Genomic DNA, 14,132 nt, shown 5'->3' on the forward strand with positions numbered 1-14,132 from the left:
TAGCTGATCAGCATGACCGAGGCCTCCGCTTTGCGGGGGCCTCGGTCGTCTTCCCGCTCTCCTGAATCCAGCCCCCTCGGTGACAGCTGTCGCGCCGCCTTGGAAGCCGACAATCGCTGGATCGCCCCCAGCACTGGACCGTCGAAGTCCTTTCGGTGATTCGCCGCTTCACCGGTGCGGGCACCATCAGCACCGACCAAGCGGCCCGAGCGGTAGCCGGCCTGAATGGCGGGTTCGCTCTTCAACTCGCCCGGTGGATCGGGTGGACTCGGGAGAGGGCGCGTTTGGCTTCGGCGAGGGAGATCATTTGGTCTTCGTCGTCGATTTCGGCGACGGCCGCTTCGGCCCATTCTCGGAGCAAGGTCGATACGCCTACGCGGCGTTCGTCGGCGAGGGATTTCAGGCGGCTGTGTAGGCCGAGAGGGAGGCGGATCGACGTGGTCACCATGATGTCTTCGTTGACCGGAAGGCGTGGTGGGGCGTCGGTGGGCTCGTCGGAGAAACTCAGCCGATCCATGAAGTCGGCGAGTTCTTCTCTGCTGGACGGAAGTCCTGGCTCGCTCATGATTGGCTCCCACTTTCCCACTGCTCGAATTGCGCCAGTTCCTCGGCGCGCATCGTGCGTGCGCCGATGATCACCCACGTCCAGTCCTCCCGCTGTCGCATCACCACGATCAGCGGGCGGCCGGCTGTGGTGCGCCCCCACACCGTCAGAACGGTCACCTGGCCGTCGAAGGCCGGGCGTGGCCACCGTCGTGACGCTGCGAGGACCTGCCGAACCTCGCTGGGTTCGATGCCGATCAGGTGAGCGATCGCCCAATCAGGCCACTCGAAACCCATAAGTCCATAATACGCATGTAGTAACGCCATGTGAAAGTGCTGAGGATCGAGCGGGCGTCGGTTCGTTACGCTCGGCGGTGACACAATTGCCGATACACAGGAGGCCGCGATGGGTGAGGTGATGCGGCCGCTGTCGGCGTCGGAGCGGTGGTTCTGGCTCGTCGATCAGTTGTCGCCGGCTAATTGCGTCGTCCGCTTGCGGGTGCGCGGCTCGATCGGTGCCTACCGCCTCGAAGCGGCCACCGACGCGCTGGTCGCGGAGTTTCCGCTGCTGCGAACAACGGTGGTCGACGGCCCGCGTTTCGCCCCGTCCGCCGACCCGCACCTACCGGTCCTGCACCGCATCGCCGAAGACCCCGACGAGTGGCGCACGGTCTTCGACGAACAATTGGCCGAGTCCGTCGATCTGGCAACGGAACCCGGGCGCCTCATCGATTTGGTTTGGCGCCCAGGCACTTCCGAGGAACACCACGACCTGATCCTCGTGTTGTCCCACGTCCTAGTCGACGGACGCTCGATGACGTCGTTGGGTTGGCGAATCCTCGCCTACGCCTTCGGATCTCCCGTCCCCGCCGCCTCGCGCCCGCCGATCCCAGCCCCCGACGACCTCATCCCGCCCGCACACACCCGACTCCTACGCTGTCTACGCACCAACATCACCGGCCAACTCACCGCCATGGCCCGCCGCCCGGCCAGCCTGCCCGGCACCCCGCCGCCGCTCCCGATCCGCCGCACCCGCACCGTGATTCGCACCATCGAGGGGGCAACCCTCACCGACCTTCGCACCCGGTGCCATCAGCACGACGTCACCATGAACGCCGCGCTGTCCGCTGCCCTGGCCAACGCCCTCGGCGAACTCGCCCCCCAACCTTCCGGCGTAGCGGGCATCGGCATCCCCGTCGACGTCCGCTCCCGCCTGAACCCACCCCCGGACGACGACGAGCCCGGCATGTTCACCGCGGTAGTCCCCACTTTCGTCCCCTACGGCCTGTCTCACTCCCTCTGGGACGCGGCCCGCGCGGCGAAAACCCAACTGACTCAACGACTGGCGAAGAACAACGACCTCACCGCCCTGGCCGCCATCCGCTACGGCTGTCCCCGATCACTCGAATCCGGCAGGCGCACCATCGAACTCATCGACCGCCGCGCACCGTGGAACGTCACACTCAGCAACCTCGGAAAACTGACCCCACCCGAAACCCCTGAGCCCCTAGACATCACCGCCCTCACAGTCGCCGGAACGAACTCCTGCGCCAGTGCCCTCACGGTCGCGGTAGCTACCCTCGGCACCACGATGTCGGTCACCTTCTGCTACGTCGACGCCATACTCCCGCATGCAGCCATCGAATCTCTGGCAGACCGAACCATCCGCTCCGTCACCTGTTGATTCGGCGGCTACACAGCGACGATGTTGAGCAGCGGACCGAGCCCCTTGAAGTCGTCGGGATTTCGGGTGTAGAGCGGCAGCGCATGCTGGACCGCGGTGGCCGCGATCTGCAGGTCGGCAACCCGGCGCCGGGGTTTGCGGCCGATCTGCTCGACCAGTAAAGCCAGCGACCCGTACACGTGAGCTGTGTCGATCTCGAACGGGAGTGGATCGAAGGACCTGACAACCCATTGGAAGCGGAGTTGGCGCTGTGCCTGGCGCACCGGGTCCATGGCGGCGTGGATGCCGGCGGCGAGTTCGGCCACGCTGACGGCGCTGATCGCAGCGTCTGCGTCTGTAGGCAGGCTCGATTGAACATCGCTGTAGTCGATGAGCACCGACGTGTCGAGGAGGATGTGGAGGGGCTCGGCTGGCTCACTCACCGTCGGGCATTTCCGGGTCGATCATCGCGTCCAGGTCGGCACGCCACTGCTGGTAGTCGACGCGCGGGAGTCGGGCGCTCGTGCGCGCCAGCTCGGCGACGGGCACAAAGGTCCGTCGAACGAGGGGCTCGAGCTTGGCCACGGGGTTGCCATTGCGAGTGATGATGAAGCTCTCGCCTGCTTCGACCGCGGCGAGCACTTTTCCGCTGTCGTTGCGAAGGTCGCGTTGCTGGATCTGCTTCATAGAGGCAAGTGTACTCACGACTGCTACGTTGTGTACATAATGCTACAGCGGGTTCGCGCGACTGTCCGACTAGGCGAGCAGCCCGCGCACCATCTCCCGTAGTGCCGCCCGGTCCGGCTTGTTCGTTCGTCCGCTGACCGGAATTCGATCCACCACCACGATGTCGTCGGGGACGGCGGTGGTGTCGATGACCCGCGGCAGTCGTTCGTGAAGCAGCGCCGCGATGTCCCCGGATCCCGGTTCCGCGACAACGGCGAGCACGATCCGTTCGTCACCGATCTCGTCCGGCAGACCGACCATGATCGCCTCGCGCACACCGTCGATCGCGGTGATCACGGGCTCATACAACCCTGGGTAGATGTTCGTCTTCCCCCGGATCATCATGTCCTTCTTGCGTCCGGTGAGGACCAGTTCCTTGCCGTCCCAGCGGGCGAGGTCGCCGGTCGCGATCTCGGTCAGCGGCTGGGCGCCGAGATAGCCGCGACATAGGTTCGGGCCGGACAGCACGAGTTCGCCGTCGTCGGCGATCCGCGCCTGCACACCCCGCACCGGGGAACCGAGCAGATCCCCGTCGTGCGCGAGCTTGGCGGCGCCGGTCGCTACCGCCACCGGCAGAATCTCCGTCATCCCGTAGATCGCCAGAAACTCGGTGTCGGGCAATGACTTCCGTGCCCGGCGAAGGAGTGTCGACGTGACCGGCGCGCCGCCGAGGGCCACCTGACGGAGATTCGGTGGCGCCGTGAGATCGCCGGCTTCGATCGCGTCGAGCGCGACAGCGAGATCGGCCGGGGTGTAGAACGCGTGCGTCGCGCTTCGCAGATTCTGCGTGAATCGGACCGGGTCGATATGGGTACCGAACCGTGGATATCGCGGCATCGCCCACCGTGCTCCCGCCATCAAGGCGGGCAGTCCCATCATGAGCTGCTCGGTGTGCAGGAAGGCGCCGGGCGCGAGATCGGTCTTTCCGCCCATCGCGGCGAGCCCCGCACTCAGCGAAGCACGGGTGTGCACAACGGCTTTCGGTTCGTCGGTGGTTCCGGAGGTGAACACGATCAACGCCGCCGCATCAGGCTTCGGGGCAGGCAGGACGGTCTGGCGCGCATCGCCGGTGAACCGCCGCAACGGAATCGACCCGAACGGTGTGCCGGGCACCCACACCCCACTGTGGATGTGCCGAACATCGAGCGCGCCGAACCGGGGCAGTTCCAGCCCCTTCTTGCGGCCGAACCCGGCAAGCGGCCCACTCACGGCGTACAGCAGTGATTCCGTTGCCGCCCAAGTAGGTTCGACCACGCCGACCCGTTTGGCGAAAAGCTCCGGCCCCACACCGGGGTCGACGAACACGATCGTTCCGCCCGCGGCGATCACCCCGAAGATCAACATCACCGACGACACGCTCGGCCGGATCGAGAACAGCATCCGATCACCTGCCGAGAACCCGGCCTCGCCGAGGTTGTTCGCCACCCGGCCGACGGTGTCCACCAGTTCCCGGTAGGTGAGCGCACGCTTGCCGACCGCGCCGAGTGCCGAGGCATCCGGAATCCGTTCAGCTTGCGCCCCGAGCCGTTCGAGAAAGTCGGTCATCGGTGGTCCCCCTCGGTAGTCGAGCACGGCGTGCGGGCATGACGGGCGCGACCCTCACCGAATGTCGACCACTTCGGGCCGATACCGGTGGTCGGCATACCAGGCGAGCGTCTTGCGGATTCCCCAGGCGCGTACCCGCCGATTCGAGCCGAACACCCGCACGTCCCGACGCAACCCATAGTCGGTGGTGATGGTCCGCACCGCGTTGACCAGTGCCCGGTCCTCGTGCAGATCCTCGATCGCGGTGCGCGGGAATCCTCCTGCGGCAAGATACAATTCGGCGGTTATCGCCATATTGCAGCCCGGTGTCATCACATAGGTCCCGAGATACTTCGGGTCCCGGTTGCCCGAGCGCACCTTGCCGAAGGTCGACGCCACTTCCAAGGCCACCCGAATGATCGTGCGGTCGATCCAGGAAACGCCTTCGTCGGTGCGCGGAATCAGCTGACCGCTGACCAGTCGCAGCCCGGAGCCGAACCCGGCTCTGATCCGCGCTGTCCAGTCGGGCGCGGGCAGACAGTCGGCGTCGGTCCGTGCCAGGTAAGTCGCGCCCTGTGAAATCGCATGGCGCATACCGGTATCGGCGGCAGCTCCGGTGCCCTTCTGCTGCTCGTGGATCACCATGACGCGCGGCACCGGATGTGCCGACGCGAACGCGCGGACCACCTCGACGGTCCGATCGGTCGAATTGTTGTCGACCACGACCACCGTGAAGTCCGTGTCCTGTTGCGCGGCAATGGCAGCCAGGGTCGTGCCGATGCCTCGTTCTTCGTCGAAGGCGGGAATCACCACCCACAGCGATTCCGGTTCACGATTACTCACAGGTCCTCCAACAGCCGATCGAGCCCGCCGACCTGGGCAACCCAGCGATGGAAGTTGTCCAGGCCCGTCGCGAACGGGACGTCCGGCCGATAGCCCAGTTCACGCTCGGCTCGCGAGATGTCGTAGGTCGCCGACCGGGTGACGAGCGCGACCGCGTATCGCGACAGTGGGGGAGTCCACCGCTGCGCGACCGCCGGTATCCGCCACAGCGTTTCGATCGCCGCCAGCGCCCCGCCGAGGACGGGCGCGGGCACCGTGACACTCGGCCGGGCCAGCGCGAACCGTTCGGCCACGGCGTCCAACGTCGGCCACACCGACACCGGTTCCGCATCGGCGACGAAATATGCTCGTCCGCCGACATTCTCGGCTTCCAGCACGAGACCGACGGCATCGACGAGATGGTCGATGTAGCACAGCGAGGCCCGAACATCGCGTCCGCCGGAAAGATCCGGCAACCGGCCCGCACGCAACTTCGCCAGAATCTGCACGATCGGCCCGCGCCGATCCCCCGGCCCCCAGACTGCCCGCGGCCGCAATGAACACGTCGTGAACCCGGGCGCGTTCGCCGCGAGCACCAATTGCTCAGCGACGGCCTTGGTTTCGCAATAGCTGTTCAGGAACCGATCGGGATAGGGCACGGTCTCATCGATCCCCACCTGATCCCCGCCATCGGGCGCCATCAACGCACTCGGACTCCCGATGAACACGAACCGCTCGACCCCGGCCGCCGCGGCTTCCTGCACCAGCCGATCGGTCCCCGCCACATTCACCGCGAAGAACTCGGCGGGTCGACCGAATTCGCCCAGCAGGGCAGCCGCGTGCACCACAGCCCGTACCCCGGTCACCGCACGCGCCAGCGCAGCCGTATCCCCGAGATCGGCAACCGCGACCTCGGCACCCGCCGGTGCCACCGTCGAATCCCGGACCATCGCCCGAACCGGCACCCCCCGTTGCACCAGCCCACGCACGATCGCCCCGCCGACGAACCCTGTTGAGCCTGTCACCAGCACAGTCATGGCGCCAAGCTATACCGTCGATGCGAGCTCCAGCCGGACAGAGTCGAGGTGCTGTACCCCCGCGGGCCGAACCCCGTGGTCGCACTATCGCCGCCCGGCGCATCGATCACTGCTCGCCCTCGCCCAACGTCTTCCACCAGGTAGCCCCGAACAGCATGGTCATCACGGCGGCCCGGCCGGGCGAGATCCCCCGCTCGGCGGCCACTTTCCGGGCAGCCGGAATCTGCGCGGCGTGCACGCCGACGCTCAACACCACATCGATCCAGAAGGCCACCCGCAACCATCGGGCCCGGAACGGCCGCACCACACCGACGATCAGAAATATCCAGCCGATCACCGGAATCGACCGCAGGGCCAGCACCGTGCCCCGGCTGGGTACTCCTGCCGAAGGATCGTCTGACGCGCGATGGCGACCGTGCCGCGGCGCATTCACCGGATCCGGAACAACATGCAGAGACCGTGTCACCGCACACCAACCCCTCGATAGGTCACGGCCGCGGCGGTGGGTCCACCGTCAGCGGCGACGAACAGCAACGGCCGATCGGCCAGTCCGGCATCACGCGCGGCCACGAACGCGGCGGTCAGCGCGGACGTGTGTGCGTCGGCGGCGAAGTCGTCGGTCACCACCGCGCCCACGCCGAGCTGGGCAGCCAGTTCCCCGGCGAAGTCCGCCGTCGGTTTGCCGCACAGCAGCACCACCTGCGCGGCGTCGATACCGTCGGCGGCCAAGGCTTCTCGCGCCGCGATGGCGGCGTGTTCGACGAGCTCCGCTGTCCCGGCGAGCAATTCCACCGTCAACGACGAGCGCCCTTCTGCTCCCATCGCGGACAACTTCACAAACCCCTGTGGATCGGGCAGCACGTCACCGGCGCTCACATGGACGCCGCCGAAACCCGCGGCCTCAGCGGAATTCTCGAGTACGAAGGCCGCCCCGACAGGCTCGAACGCGAACTCCGCATCGGCCAGCCCCGACGGATGCGCATCCCCGGAAACCACCACCACATGCCCGGCAGGCAGATCGGCGAGCAGCGACGCGGCCACTCCCACCGCGTTCACCACCCCGCAGGCACCGTTCATCAGATCGAACGACAGACACGGCACATCACCGCGCCGGTAGTCCAACCCGATCCCCGCCGCCTGCTGGATCAGCGCCGCGACCGCCGGTTCCACGAGGTTCGCATCGCGGTAAACCCCCACATTGATCAGCGCGTCGACCTGATCGGGCTGACAACCAGCCCCCGCCAACGCCGTGCGCGCGGCGTCGGCCGCCTGTCCCACCGAGCTGACGCCGCCGCTGCGCGTCACTGCCGAAGAAATGATGATTCCCATACTGTCCTATACCCGCAGATCGCCGATTGTCACCGACAAGAATCCGGCGACCACCCCGGAGGCCGCCGGTACCAGCAGTACCTTCGACCCCGGCGCGATCAGTCCCTGCCGCAGCGCGTCGTGCAACACCACGAAATGTGAGGTCGACGCGGTGTTGCCGTATCTGTCCAGCACCGCGAGCCCCGGCGGCATCGCCGCGTCGAATTCGCGCTCGGCGATCTTGTTGATCAATTCCACGGCAGGGCCGCTGAATTGGTGATGGATCAGGTAGTCGTAACCCTCCTCGGCGAAGCTGGAACCGCGGGCGGCGAGGAACTCCAGCTGCCGCGAGGTCCACAGCAGGTACCTGGACTCGTTGTGCATCGCGCGGTTGTCGGTGTAGAGCGCGACCCCCGGCCCCTGATCGCTCGGCATCCCGAGGCACAGCTTCGCGAAAGCGGCGCTGGTGTTGAGCTCCACGTAGTCGAGCCCTGGCCCGTCGGTACCGTCGAGCACCACGGCCGCGCCGGCATCACCGACGGTGAGCGAGGCGAATTGCGGGTCGTACTTCTGCGAGATCTCCCGCACCGCGGTATCGGCGATCGGCGTGATGCATTCCCCCGACACCACCATGCCGCGACGTACCGCACCGGATCGAATCATCCTGTCCAGCAGGAGAACTCCGGTCATCATCCCGGCGCACGCATTGGACACGTCGAAGTGGATCGCCCTGCCTGCCCCGAGCGCGGTGCGCAGCATCAGGGCGAACGAGGGTTCCAGGCAGAAGTCCTCGCCGCGGGTCCTGGTGATCGAGCAGGAGATGATCACGTCCAGATCGGCGGGGTCGTAGCGCGAATTGTCCAGCGCGCTACGGGCAGCGGCGAGGGCGATGGTGAACGAGTCCTCGGATTCGCCGCGAACCCTGCGCGCCCTGACTCCGCTGACCTTCTCCAGATCCAGCGGTGCGTCGACTGCCAGCTGTGCCAGCAACTCCGCCGTGGTCACTTCCCTGGCCGGCAGATACGCGCCGACGGCTTCGATTGTCGATCTCACCATGCTTGTTCACTTCCAGATATCGCGTGATGCACAGATCACCACCAGCGCATCTCGCCGATCCTAGCCACAGACCTTCACTAATCGGGCCGGGTCGATTAGATTGTGCCGGGGTGTGGAGCTCTGCCCGACGCCATGAACTAACCCTACTCGCCGCAGGTCAGCCCTGGTTGCCTGGCTTATTGCTGCTTGGCCGGGTCGCGCGGCCGATCCGCAAGGTTCGCAAACTCGGCTGGTTCGTCGCCGATCCGCTGGTGGCCCGCCAGATCTATAACGACAGCACGCATTTCAGCATCGTGTCCGAGGGTGCGGCCGGGCACTGGTGGGCGCAGGTCATCGGCGACTGGGTCGAGGATCTGTTCGAAGGGCCGGGCCATACCGACCTGCGGTCCAAGGTGCGCGACCTGTTCACCCTCACCCACACCGATGCGCTGGTGGAGCGAGTGATCGGCCCCGACCTGCGCGACCTGCGCGAACGGCTCGCCGCAGGGGAGACCGTCGACATCGCCGCCCGTGCGCAGATCCTGGTCGGCCGCAGCGTCTCCGACCTGGTCGGCATGCGCCCCGAAGACATCGCCGCGGCCATCGGCGGCGACTACACCGACGACCACGACGCGCTGTTCCTGCGGCTGTTCCATCATGTCGAAGAGCTGGTCAACCTGGGTTTCGGCACCATGGCCTCGACGACACTCGACCCCGTCGCGCTGGCCCGCGCCCGTGCGCTGGCCACCCAGCTCGCCGTGAATGTTCCCGATGCGTACGCCCGCGCCGACCCCGACACCACTCTCGGCCGCTGCCGTGAACTGGGATTGGACGTGGAGCACGCGGGCGGCCTGGCGATCCTGATGGCCGTGGCGGGCACCGACACCCTCGCCAGCGCCATGACCAGAATGGTCGCGATCATGCACGACACCGGCGAGCATCGCGCCCTGCTCGCCGCTCCCGACCGGCTCCCCGACGCGGTCCGAGAGACCCTGCGCGTCACCAGCCCCGCCTACCTCGTCGGCCGCTCGGTCACGGCGGACGTCCGCATCGCCGACCGCGACCTACGCGCGGGCGAACACGTCAAAATCCTCACCTGGACCATCAACAACGCCGCGGGCGAGTTCCGCGTCGACCGCGACTACAACCCCGAAACCCGCCAGCTCTGGTTCGGCGGCGGCCGTCACCTGTGCCTCGGCGCGCAACTCGTCCACTCCGAACTCACCGCGCTTCTCGAAGCGCTGACCGCCGCCGGTCGCCCCTGGGAGATCGTCGAACGTCGGTACCGCCGAAAGGTTTTCATCCCCACCTATGAGAAGCTGCGCATCCGTCTCGCGCAGTGAACTCCACGAAGGCCCCATCCGGGTGGACGGGGCCTTCGCGACGATTACCTACTGGTTTTCCGGCGCGTTGATCCGGTTGTGGAAGCCGATGCCGATGGCGATCGCGGCGGGGACGCCGGTCAGCACCAGGCCCGCGGCCGCGCCGAGCGGGATGCCGACCGCGGCACCGGCGAGGCAGCCCGCGACGCCGGTGGCGCCACCGAGGGCGAGCACCGGGACGCCGAGGACCAGGCCGCCGACGCCGCCGATGGCGCAGCCGGCGAGGCCGCCGGTGAGGGTGCCGACGAGAGTGCCGATGGCGGTGATGATGCCGAACTGGGTGGCCGCGGCGCCGACCGCGTCATCGAAGGCGTCCTGGCGAACGACGTCCTTCAGCAGGGTGGACGGGCGGGCCGAGGCCACGTCGGTGCGCGGGGTCAGGGTGGCGCGGGTGCCGTCGATGGCGGCGTCGATCGGGTACTCGAGGTCGTCGAGTGTGTAGGCCAGCGGCAGGGCGACGACGATATTGCCCTGGTTGTCGCGCACCTGGAACTGGTTGTTCTCGGTGGTGAGCGAGCCCGCGTCGGTCTGCACGACGACCGCGTCGCCCTCGATGCCGGTCTTCCAGTTGATGCCGGGCAGCACCTGGTTCACACCCTGGTTCACGCCGTCGAGGAAGGCCGCGACGGGCGCGGGAGCAGGTGCCGGGGCAGCGTGCGACGTGCCGGTGGCAACGCCGAGTGCGGCAATGACAAGTGCGGAGGTTGCGGCAACCTTGCTGATGTTCATGAATGCAGTCTTTCCCTCAATGGCGATACTCCCTGGGGAGCGCAGGCCCTCGATCGAGCACCCATGATCAAGTGTCCAACTGTTTGTTGCTGAAATGTAACTTAGAAAGTCCTGAGAGTTCAAAACGGACAGTGACGTGCGTCATTCTCGATGAATTCGATTAGCTGTTAGGAACTTTCGCTCGAAATACACCCCTCGTGATCTGAAGCACATCAATATCGGAGTCCGGCGACCAGCCGCAATCGCCGTGAGAGGTCGGAGGCGAACACCCGCTCCGGGTCGATTCGATCCCTGACTCGGCGCCATTCGTCGAGCCGCGGGTACATCGTCGCGATCATCTCGGGCGTGGTCCGTGACTCCTTCGCGAGATACAAGCGCCCGCCCGCCGCCCGCACCCGTTCGTCGAGGTCGACGCAGAACCGGTCGAGCCCGCTGGTCAGTGCGAAGTCCAAGCTCAGCATGTATCCGGGATGCGGCCACGACAGCGGCGCCGGGTTGCTCGTCCCCATTCGCTTGAACACATTGAGGAACGAGTGGTGCCCCGACTCGGCGATGGCGCGCACCGTGTCGGCCAGCTGCTGCTCGGCCCCGAACGGCATCGAGAACTGATACTGCAGGAACCCCCGCTTGCCATATGCCCGATTCCATTCGCCGAGCAGATCGAGTGGGTGATAGAACTGCGTCAGATTCTGGATACGTCCGCGCGCCCGGCGAGGAAAAAGGCGATGGGCGGCCTCGGCGGCAACCCGGGTGGTGACCGAATTGACCATCCCGTTCGGAAAGATATCGGGCACCGTGAACAATTGCGGCGCATCGAAATTCAAGGGTTTGCTGCGCAGCCGCACCGGCAACTGATCGACGGTGGCCAGCGACCCGCGGCTGAACCCGGCCCGCCCGAGTTTCGCCCCGGTGGAAATGGTGTCCGGTACCGCCATCGAGTAGTCGTACCCGTCATCGGAACCACCGGTCAGCAATTCCATCGTTTCGTCGAGATCGCGGGTGCGGTCGTTGTCGACGATGAAATACGCGGTCTCGGTGTGCGTCAACCGGACTCGCGCGCTGACGATGATGCCGGTGAGCCCCATGCCGCCTACCGTCGCCCAGAACAGTTCCGCGTCGGCCCCTTCCGGTGTCAAGGCGCGCACCGATCCGTCGGCGGTGAGCAGGTCCATCGACACCACGTGATTGCCGAAGCTGCCCTGCGAATGATGGTTCTTCCCATGGATATCCGCGCCGATCGCCCCACCGACCGTCACCTGCCGGGTTCCCGGCAGCACCGGAATCCACAGCCCGAACGGCAGCGCGGCGCGCATGAGCGTGTCCAGGCTGACGCCCGCGTCGACCTCGACGATCCCGCTGTCGGGATCGATGCTGTGGATACGGTCCAGCGCGGTCATATCGACGACCAATCCGCCCGCGTTCTGCGCCGGATCGCCATAGCTACGCCCGAGCCCGCGCGCGATCACCCCGCGCGGCCCCGCGGTCCGCACCCGTTCGGCGATCACCGCGACGTCCGGCGTGCGCAGCACTTCGGCGACGCTCGGTGCGGTGCGGGCCCAACCGCTCAGGCTGCGGCAATTGCTGACTGGATTCCCGTGCGTGAATGTCACAGGGGCCCACGCTAAAACGGGTTCCTGTGCGCAGCCTGAGGTATTCGTGCGGTTATTGCGGAGATGCTCGCCGCGTGGTCAGTGTGCCCTCGTGCATCGTCGCGACGCGGGTGCAGGCGGCGTCGAGCAGGGGCTCGTCGTGGCTGATCAGCAGGACGCCGAGGCTGTGGGTGGCTCGGTCGATGACCAGGCGGATGATAGTGGCGGTGGTGGCGGCGTCGAGCATGGCGGTGGCTTCGTCGAGGATGAGATAGCGGGGGTTCTGGGCCAGGGCTCGGGCCAGGCAGGCGCGTTGGAGTTGGCCGTCGCTGAGGGCGTGCGGGCGGCGGTCGAGTAGGTCGGGGGTGAGGCCGACGGTGGTGGCCAGCGCCGCGAGATCGGGGACCGGCGTACGGCGGATGCGGGCGGGTTCGGCGATGATCTGCGCGACGGTGAAGTGGGGATTCGTTGCGGCACGGGGGGATTGGAAGACCATGGCGATGGTGCCGCGGGCTTGCCGGGGTGTCTGTCCGTCGACGGTGACCGTGCCGGAGGTGGGCCTCAGCAGCCCCGCCATCGTCCGGGCGAGTGTGGTTTTCCCGGAGCCCGAGTCGCCGGTGATCCCGACGATCTCTCCCGGGGCAACCCGCAGGTCGACCCCGCCGATGACGGGTTTGGAGCCGTAGCCCGCGGTGATGGAATCGGCGATCAGCATCAGGACCTCGGCCGGCGAATCATGCGCTGCCGCTGTGGAATCAACTGCGTCGGGCCGCCCGCGTAGGGGCAGATCTCGGACAGGTTCGTCAGCGTTCGCGGGGGATGGGGGAGCGGGTGCAGGCCCCGTTCGGGCAGGGCGGCGAGCAGGTCGCGCGTGTAGTCGTGCCACGGATCGTCGAGCACGTGCGCGCCGGGGCCGACTTCCATCAGGCGTGACGCGTACATGACGGCGACCGTGTCGGCGATGCCGGCGCGGATCAGATGCCCGAGATCGTGCGTGATCAGCAGGACCGCGGCACCACCATCGGCACACTCGCGCAACAGTTTTCCGATCTGGTCGGTGCGTGCGCGATCGAGCCCGGAAGTGGGTTCGTCGGCGATGATCACCTCGGGGTCGCCTGCCAATGCCGCCGCCACGGCTGCCCGTTGGGCCATGCCGCCCGAGAGTTCGTGCGGATACAGCTCGAGCGCGGCGACGGACAGGCCGGCGCGCTCGACGAGGTCGGCGGGGGTGTGTGCGGTGCCGAGCGCGGTGATCGCTTCCCTGAGCTGGGATCCGACGGTCCGCACCGGGGTGAAGTAGGTACTCGGCGACTGCGGGACCAGGGCGATGTGGCGGCCGCGATACGGCGGGTGGTCGGCGAGGATCTCGATGGGTTCGGCCGTTGCGTGAGCCAGGCCCGCAGCACCGAGTTGTAGACGAACGGACCCGGTGGTGACGGCTTCGCTAGGCAGCACGCCCATTACCGCACTCGCGACAATCGACTTCCCGCAACCGGATTCGCCGACGAGCGCGGTGACCGCGCCTGCCGTGATGTCGAGGGACAAGTCGGTCACCGCATGCACCACATCGCCACGGCGCACCGGAATTCGCACGGTCAGCGCGTCGATGGACAGGCGGGTGCCCTGATGCCTCGCGCTGGTCACACGGCCTCCTCGGCCGTCGCGGCACGACACCGGAGGCCGGAGCCGAATCCCGGCAATAGTGAGTTTCGTGCTGCCTGACGCGGGAGCGCGGACCGGAAAGCGCGCCTCGTTCGGGGTGTTCGACGCTGTC

At 67.1% G+C, this 14,132-nt stretch carries 16 protein-coding genes; 2 read left to right on the plus strand and 14 right to left on the minus strand.

Features of this window, described 5'->3' with window-relative positions; genetic code table 11:
• Positions 1–241: 241 nt before the first annotated feature.
• The gene (locus ACFXKN_RS28205) at positions 242–565 is read right to left on the minus strand and encodes a hypothetical protein (RefSeq protein WP_378940373.1); all 324 of its coding nucleotides are present in this window, start codon (positions 563–565) and stop codon (positions 242–244) included.
• A complete protein-coding gene (locus tag ACFXKN_RS28210; RefSeq protein ID WP_101466053.1) occupies positions 562–840 on the minus strand; it encodes a hypothetical protein in 279 nt (92 codons plus the stop codon). Before ACFXKN_RS28210 ends, ACFXKN_RS28205 begins: the two co-directional genes overlap by 4 nt.
• 109 nt (positions 841–949) lie before the next feature.
• Here ACFXKN_RS28210 and ACFXKN_RS28215 point away from each other — a divergent pair, with 109 nt between their 5' ends.
• Positions 950–2,227, plus strand: a complete 1,278-nt coding sequence (locus ACFXKN_RS28215; protein WP_378940371.1) for a hypothetical protein — start codon at positions 950–952, stop codon at positions 2,225–2,227.
• An 8-nt stretch (positions 2,228–2,235) separates the two neighbouring features.
• On the opposite strand, the gene ACFXKN_RS28220 is transcribed toward ACFXKN_RS28215, so the two are convergent.
• The 8 genes from ACFXKN_RS28220 to ACFXKN_RS28255 form a co-directional block, all read right to left on the minus strand.
• A complete protein-coding gene (locus ACFXKN_RS28220) occupies positions 2,236–2,649 on the minus strand; it encodes a type II toxin-antitoxin system VapC family toxin (protein ID WP_378940369.1) in 414 nt (137 codons plus the stop codon).
• The gene (locus ACFXKN_RS28225; RefSeq protein WP_378940367.1) at positions 2,642–2,893 is read right to left on the minus strand and encodes a type II toxin-antitoxin system Phd/YefM family antitoxin; all 252 of its coding nucleotides are present in this window, start codon (positions 2,891–2,893) and stop codon (positions 2,642–2,644) included. Before ACFXKN_RS28225 ends, ACFXKN_RS28220 begins: the two co-directional genes overlap by 8 nt.
• A 69-nt stretch (positions 2,894–2,962) precedes the next feature.
• Positions 2,963–4,477 carry a class I adenylate-forming enzyme family protein gene (locus ACFXKN_RS28230; RefSeq protein WP_379434155.1) on the minus strand — a complete coding sequence of 505 codons (1,515 nt, stop codon included), beginning with the start codon at positions 4,475–4,477 and terminating at the stop codon, positions 2,963–2,965.
• A gap of 54 nt (positions 4,478–4,531) precedes the next feature.
• Positions 4,532–5,299, minus strand: a complete 768-nt coding sequence (locus tag ACFXKN_RS28235; protein WP_379434156.1) for a glycosyltransferase family 2 protein — start codon at positions 5,297–5,299, stop codon at positions 4,532–4,534.
• Positions 5,296–6,315 carry an NAD-dependent epimerase/dehydratase family protein gene (locus tag ACFXKN_RS28240; RefSeq protein ID WP_379434157.1) on the minus strand — a complete coding sequence of 340 codons (1,020 nt, stop codon included), beginning with the start codon at positions 6,313–6,315 and terminating at the stop codon, positions 5,296–5,298. Before ACFXKN_RS28240 ends, ACFXKN_RS28235 begins: the two co-directional genes overlap by 4 nt.
• A 106-nt stretch (positions 6,316–6,421) precedes the next feature.
• On the minus strand, positions 6,422–6,676 hold the full coding sequence (locus ACFXKN_RS28245; RefSeq protein ID WP_378940359.1) for a hypothetical protein: 255 nt from the start codon (positions 6,674–6,676) through the stop codon (positions 6,422–6,424).
• A gap of 101 nt (positions 6,677–6,777) precedes the next feature.
• Positions 6,778–7,644: a hypothetical protein gene (locus ACFXKN_RS28250; protein ID WP_379434158.1), complete on the minus strand. Its 867-nt coding sequence runs from the start codon at positions 7,642–7,644 to the stop codon at positions 6,778–6,780.
• Positions 7,645–7,650: 6 nt separating this feature from the next.
• Complete coding sequence (locus ACFXKN_RS28255) at positions 7,651–8,679, minus strand: 3-oxoacyl-ACP synthase III family protein (protein ID WP_378940355.1); 1,029 nt, start codon at positions 8,677–8,679, stop codon at positions 7,651–7,653.
• 167 nt (positions 8,680–8,846) lie between these two features.
• On the opposite strand from ACFXKN_RS28255, the gene ACFXKN_RS28260 reads away from it, so the two are divergent.
• Positions 8,847–10,001, plus strand: coding sequence for a cytochrome P450 (locus ACFXKN_RS28260; protein WP_378940353.1), 1,155 nt, complete (start codon positions 8,847–8,849; stop codon positions 9,999–10,001).
• 48 nt (positions 10,002–10,049) lie between these two features.
• Here ACFXKN_RS28260 and ACFXKN_RS28265 read toward each other — a convergent pair whose 3' ends face one another.
• The 4 genes from ACFXKN_RS28265 to ACFXKN_RS28280 form a co-directional block, all read right to left on the minus strand.
• A complete protein-coding gene (locus ACFXKN_RS28265) occupies positions 10,050–10,769 on the minus strand; it encodes a hypothetical protein (RefSeq protein ID WP_378940351.1) in 720 nt (239 codons plus the stop codon).
• Between the two features lie 212 nt (positions 10,770–10,981).
• Entirely contained in the window at positions 10,982–12,379 is a 1,398-nt protein-coding gene (locus ACFXKN_RS28270; RefSeq protein ID WP_378940349.1) for an FAD-binding protein, read from the minus strand.
• A 52-nt stretch (positions 12,380–12,431) separates the two neighbouring features.
• Positions 12,432–13,073, minus strand: coding sequence for an ABC transporter ATP-binding protein (locus ACFXKN_RS28275; protein WP_378940347.1), 642 nt, complete (start codon positions 13,071–13,073; stop codon positions 12,432–12,434).
• Positions 13,073–14,002, minus strand: coding sequence for an ATP-binding cassette domain-containing protein (locus ACFXKN_RS28280; protein ID WP_379434159.1), 930 nt, complete (start codon positions 14,000–14,002; stop codon positions 13,073–13,075). Before ACFXKN_RS28280 ends, ACFXKN_RS28275 begins: the two co-directional genes overlap by 1 nt.
• Positions 14,003–14,132 lie beyond the last annotated feature (130 nt).

Source organism: Nocardia sp. NPDC059195 (assembly GCF_042754695.1).
GTDB lineage: Bacteria > Actinomycetota > Actinomycetes > Mycobacteriales > Mycobacteriaceae > Nocardia.

Excerpts from the sequence above, each read along its gene's own strand:
- ACFXKN_RS28275 (WP_378940347.1), bottom strand. The coding sequence starts at position 13,073 with ATGCTGATCGCCGATTCCATCACCGCGGGCTACGGCTCCAAACCCGTC.
- ACFXKN_RS28225 (WP_378940367.1), bottom strand. The coding sequence starts at position 2,893 with ATGAAGCAGATCCAGCAACGCGACCTTCGCAACGACAGCGGAAAAGTG.
- ACFXKN_RS28255 (WP_378940355.1), bottom strand. The coding sequence starts at position 8,679 with ATGGTGAGATCGACAATCGAAGCCGTCGGCGCGTATCTGCCGGCCAGG.
- ACFXKN_RS28230 (WP_379434155.1), bottom strand. The coding sequence starts at position 4,477 with ATGACCGACTTTCTCGAACGGCTCGGGGCGCAAGCTGAACGGATTCCG.
- ACFXKN_RS28265 (WP_378940351.1), bottom strand. The coding sequence starts at position 10,769 with ATGAACATCAGCAAGGTTGCCGCAACCTCCGCACTTGTCATTGCCGCA.
- ACFXKN_RS28240 (WP_379434157.1), bottom strand. The coding sequence starts at position 6,315 with ATGACTGTGCTGGTGACAGGCTCAACAGGGTTCGTCGGCGGGGCGATC.
- ACFXKN_RS28205 (WP_378940373.1), bottom strand. The coding sequence starts at position 565 with ATGAGCGAGCCAGGACTTCCGTCCAGCAGAGAAGAACTCGCCGACTTC.
- ACFXKN_RS28210 (WP_101466053.1), bottom strand. The coding sequence starts at position 840 with ATGGGTTTCGAGTGGCCTGATTGGGCGATCGCTCACCTGATCGGCATC.
- ACFXKN_RS28250 (WP_379434158.1), bottom strand. The coding sequence starts at position 7,644 with ATGGGAATCATCATTTCTTCGGCAGTGACGCGCAGCGGCGGCGTCAGC.
- ACFXKN_RS28215 (WP_378940371.1), top strand. The coding sequence starts at position 950 with ATGGGTGAGGTGATGCGGCCGCTGTCGGCGTCGGAGCGGTGGTTCTGG.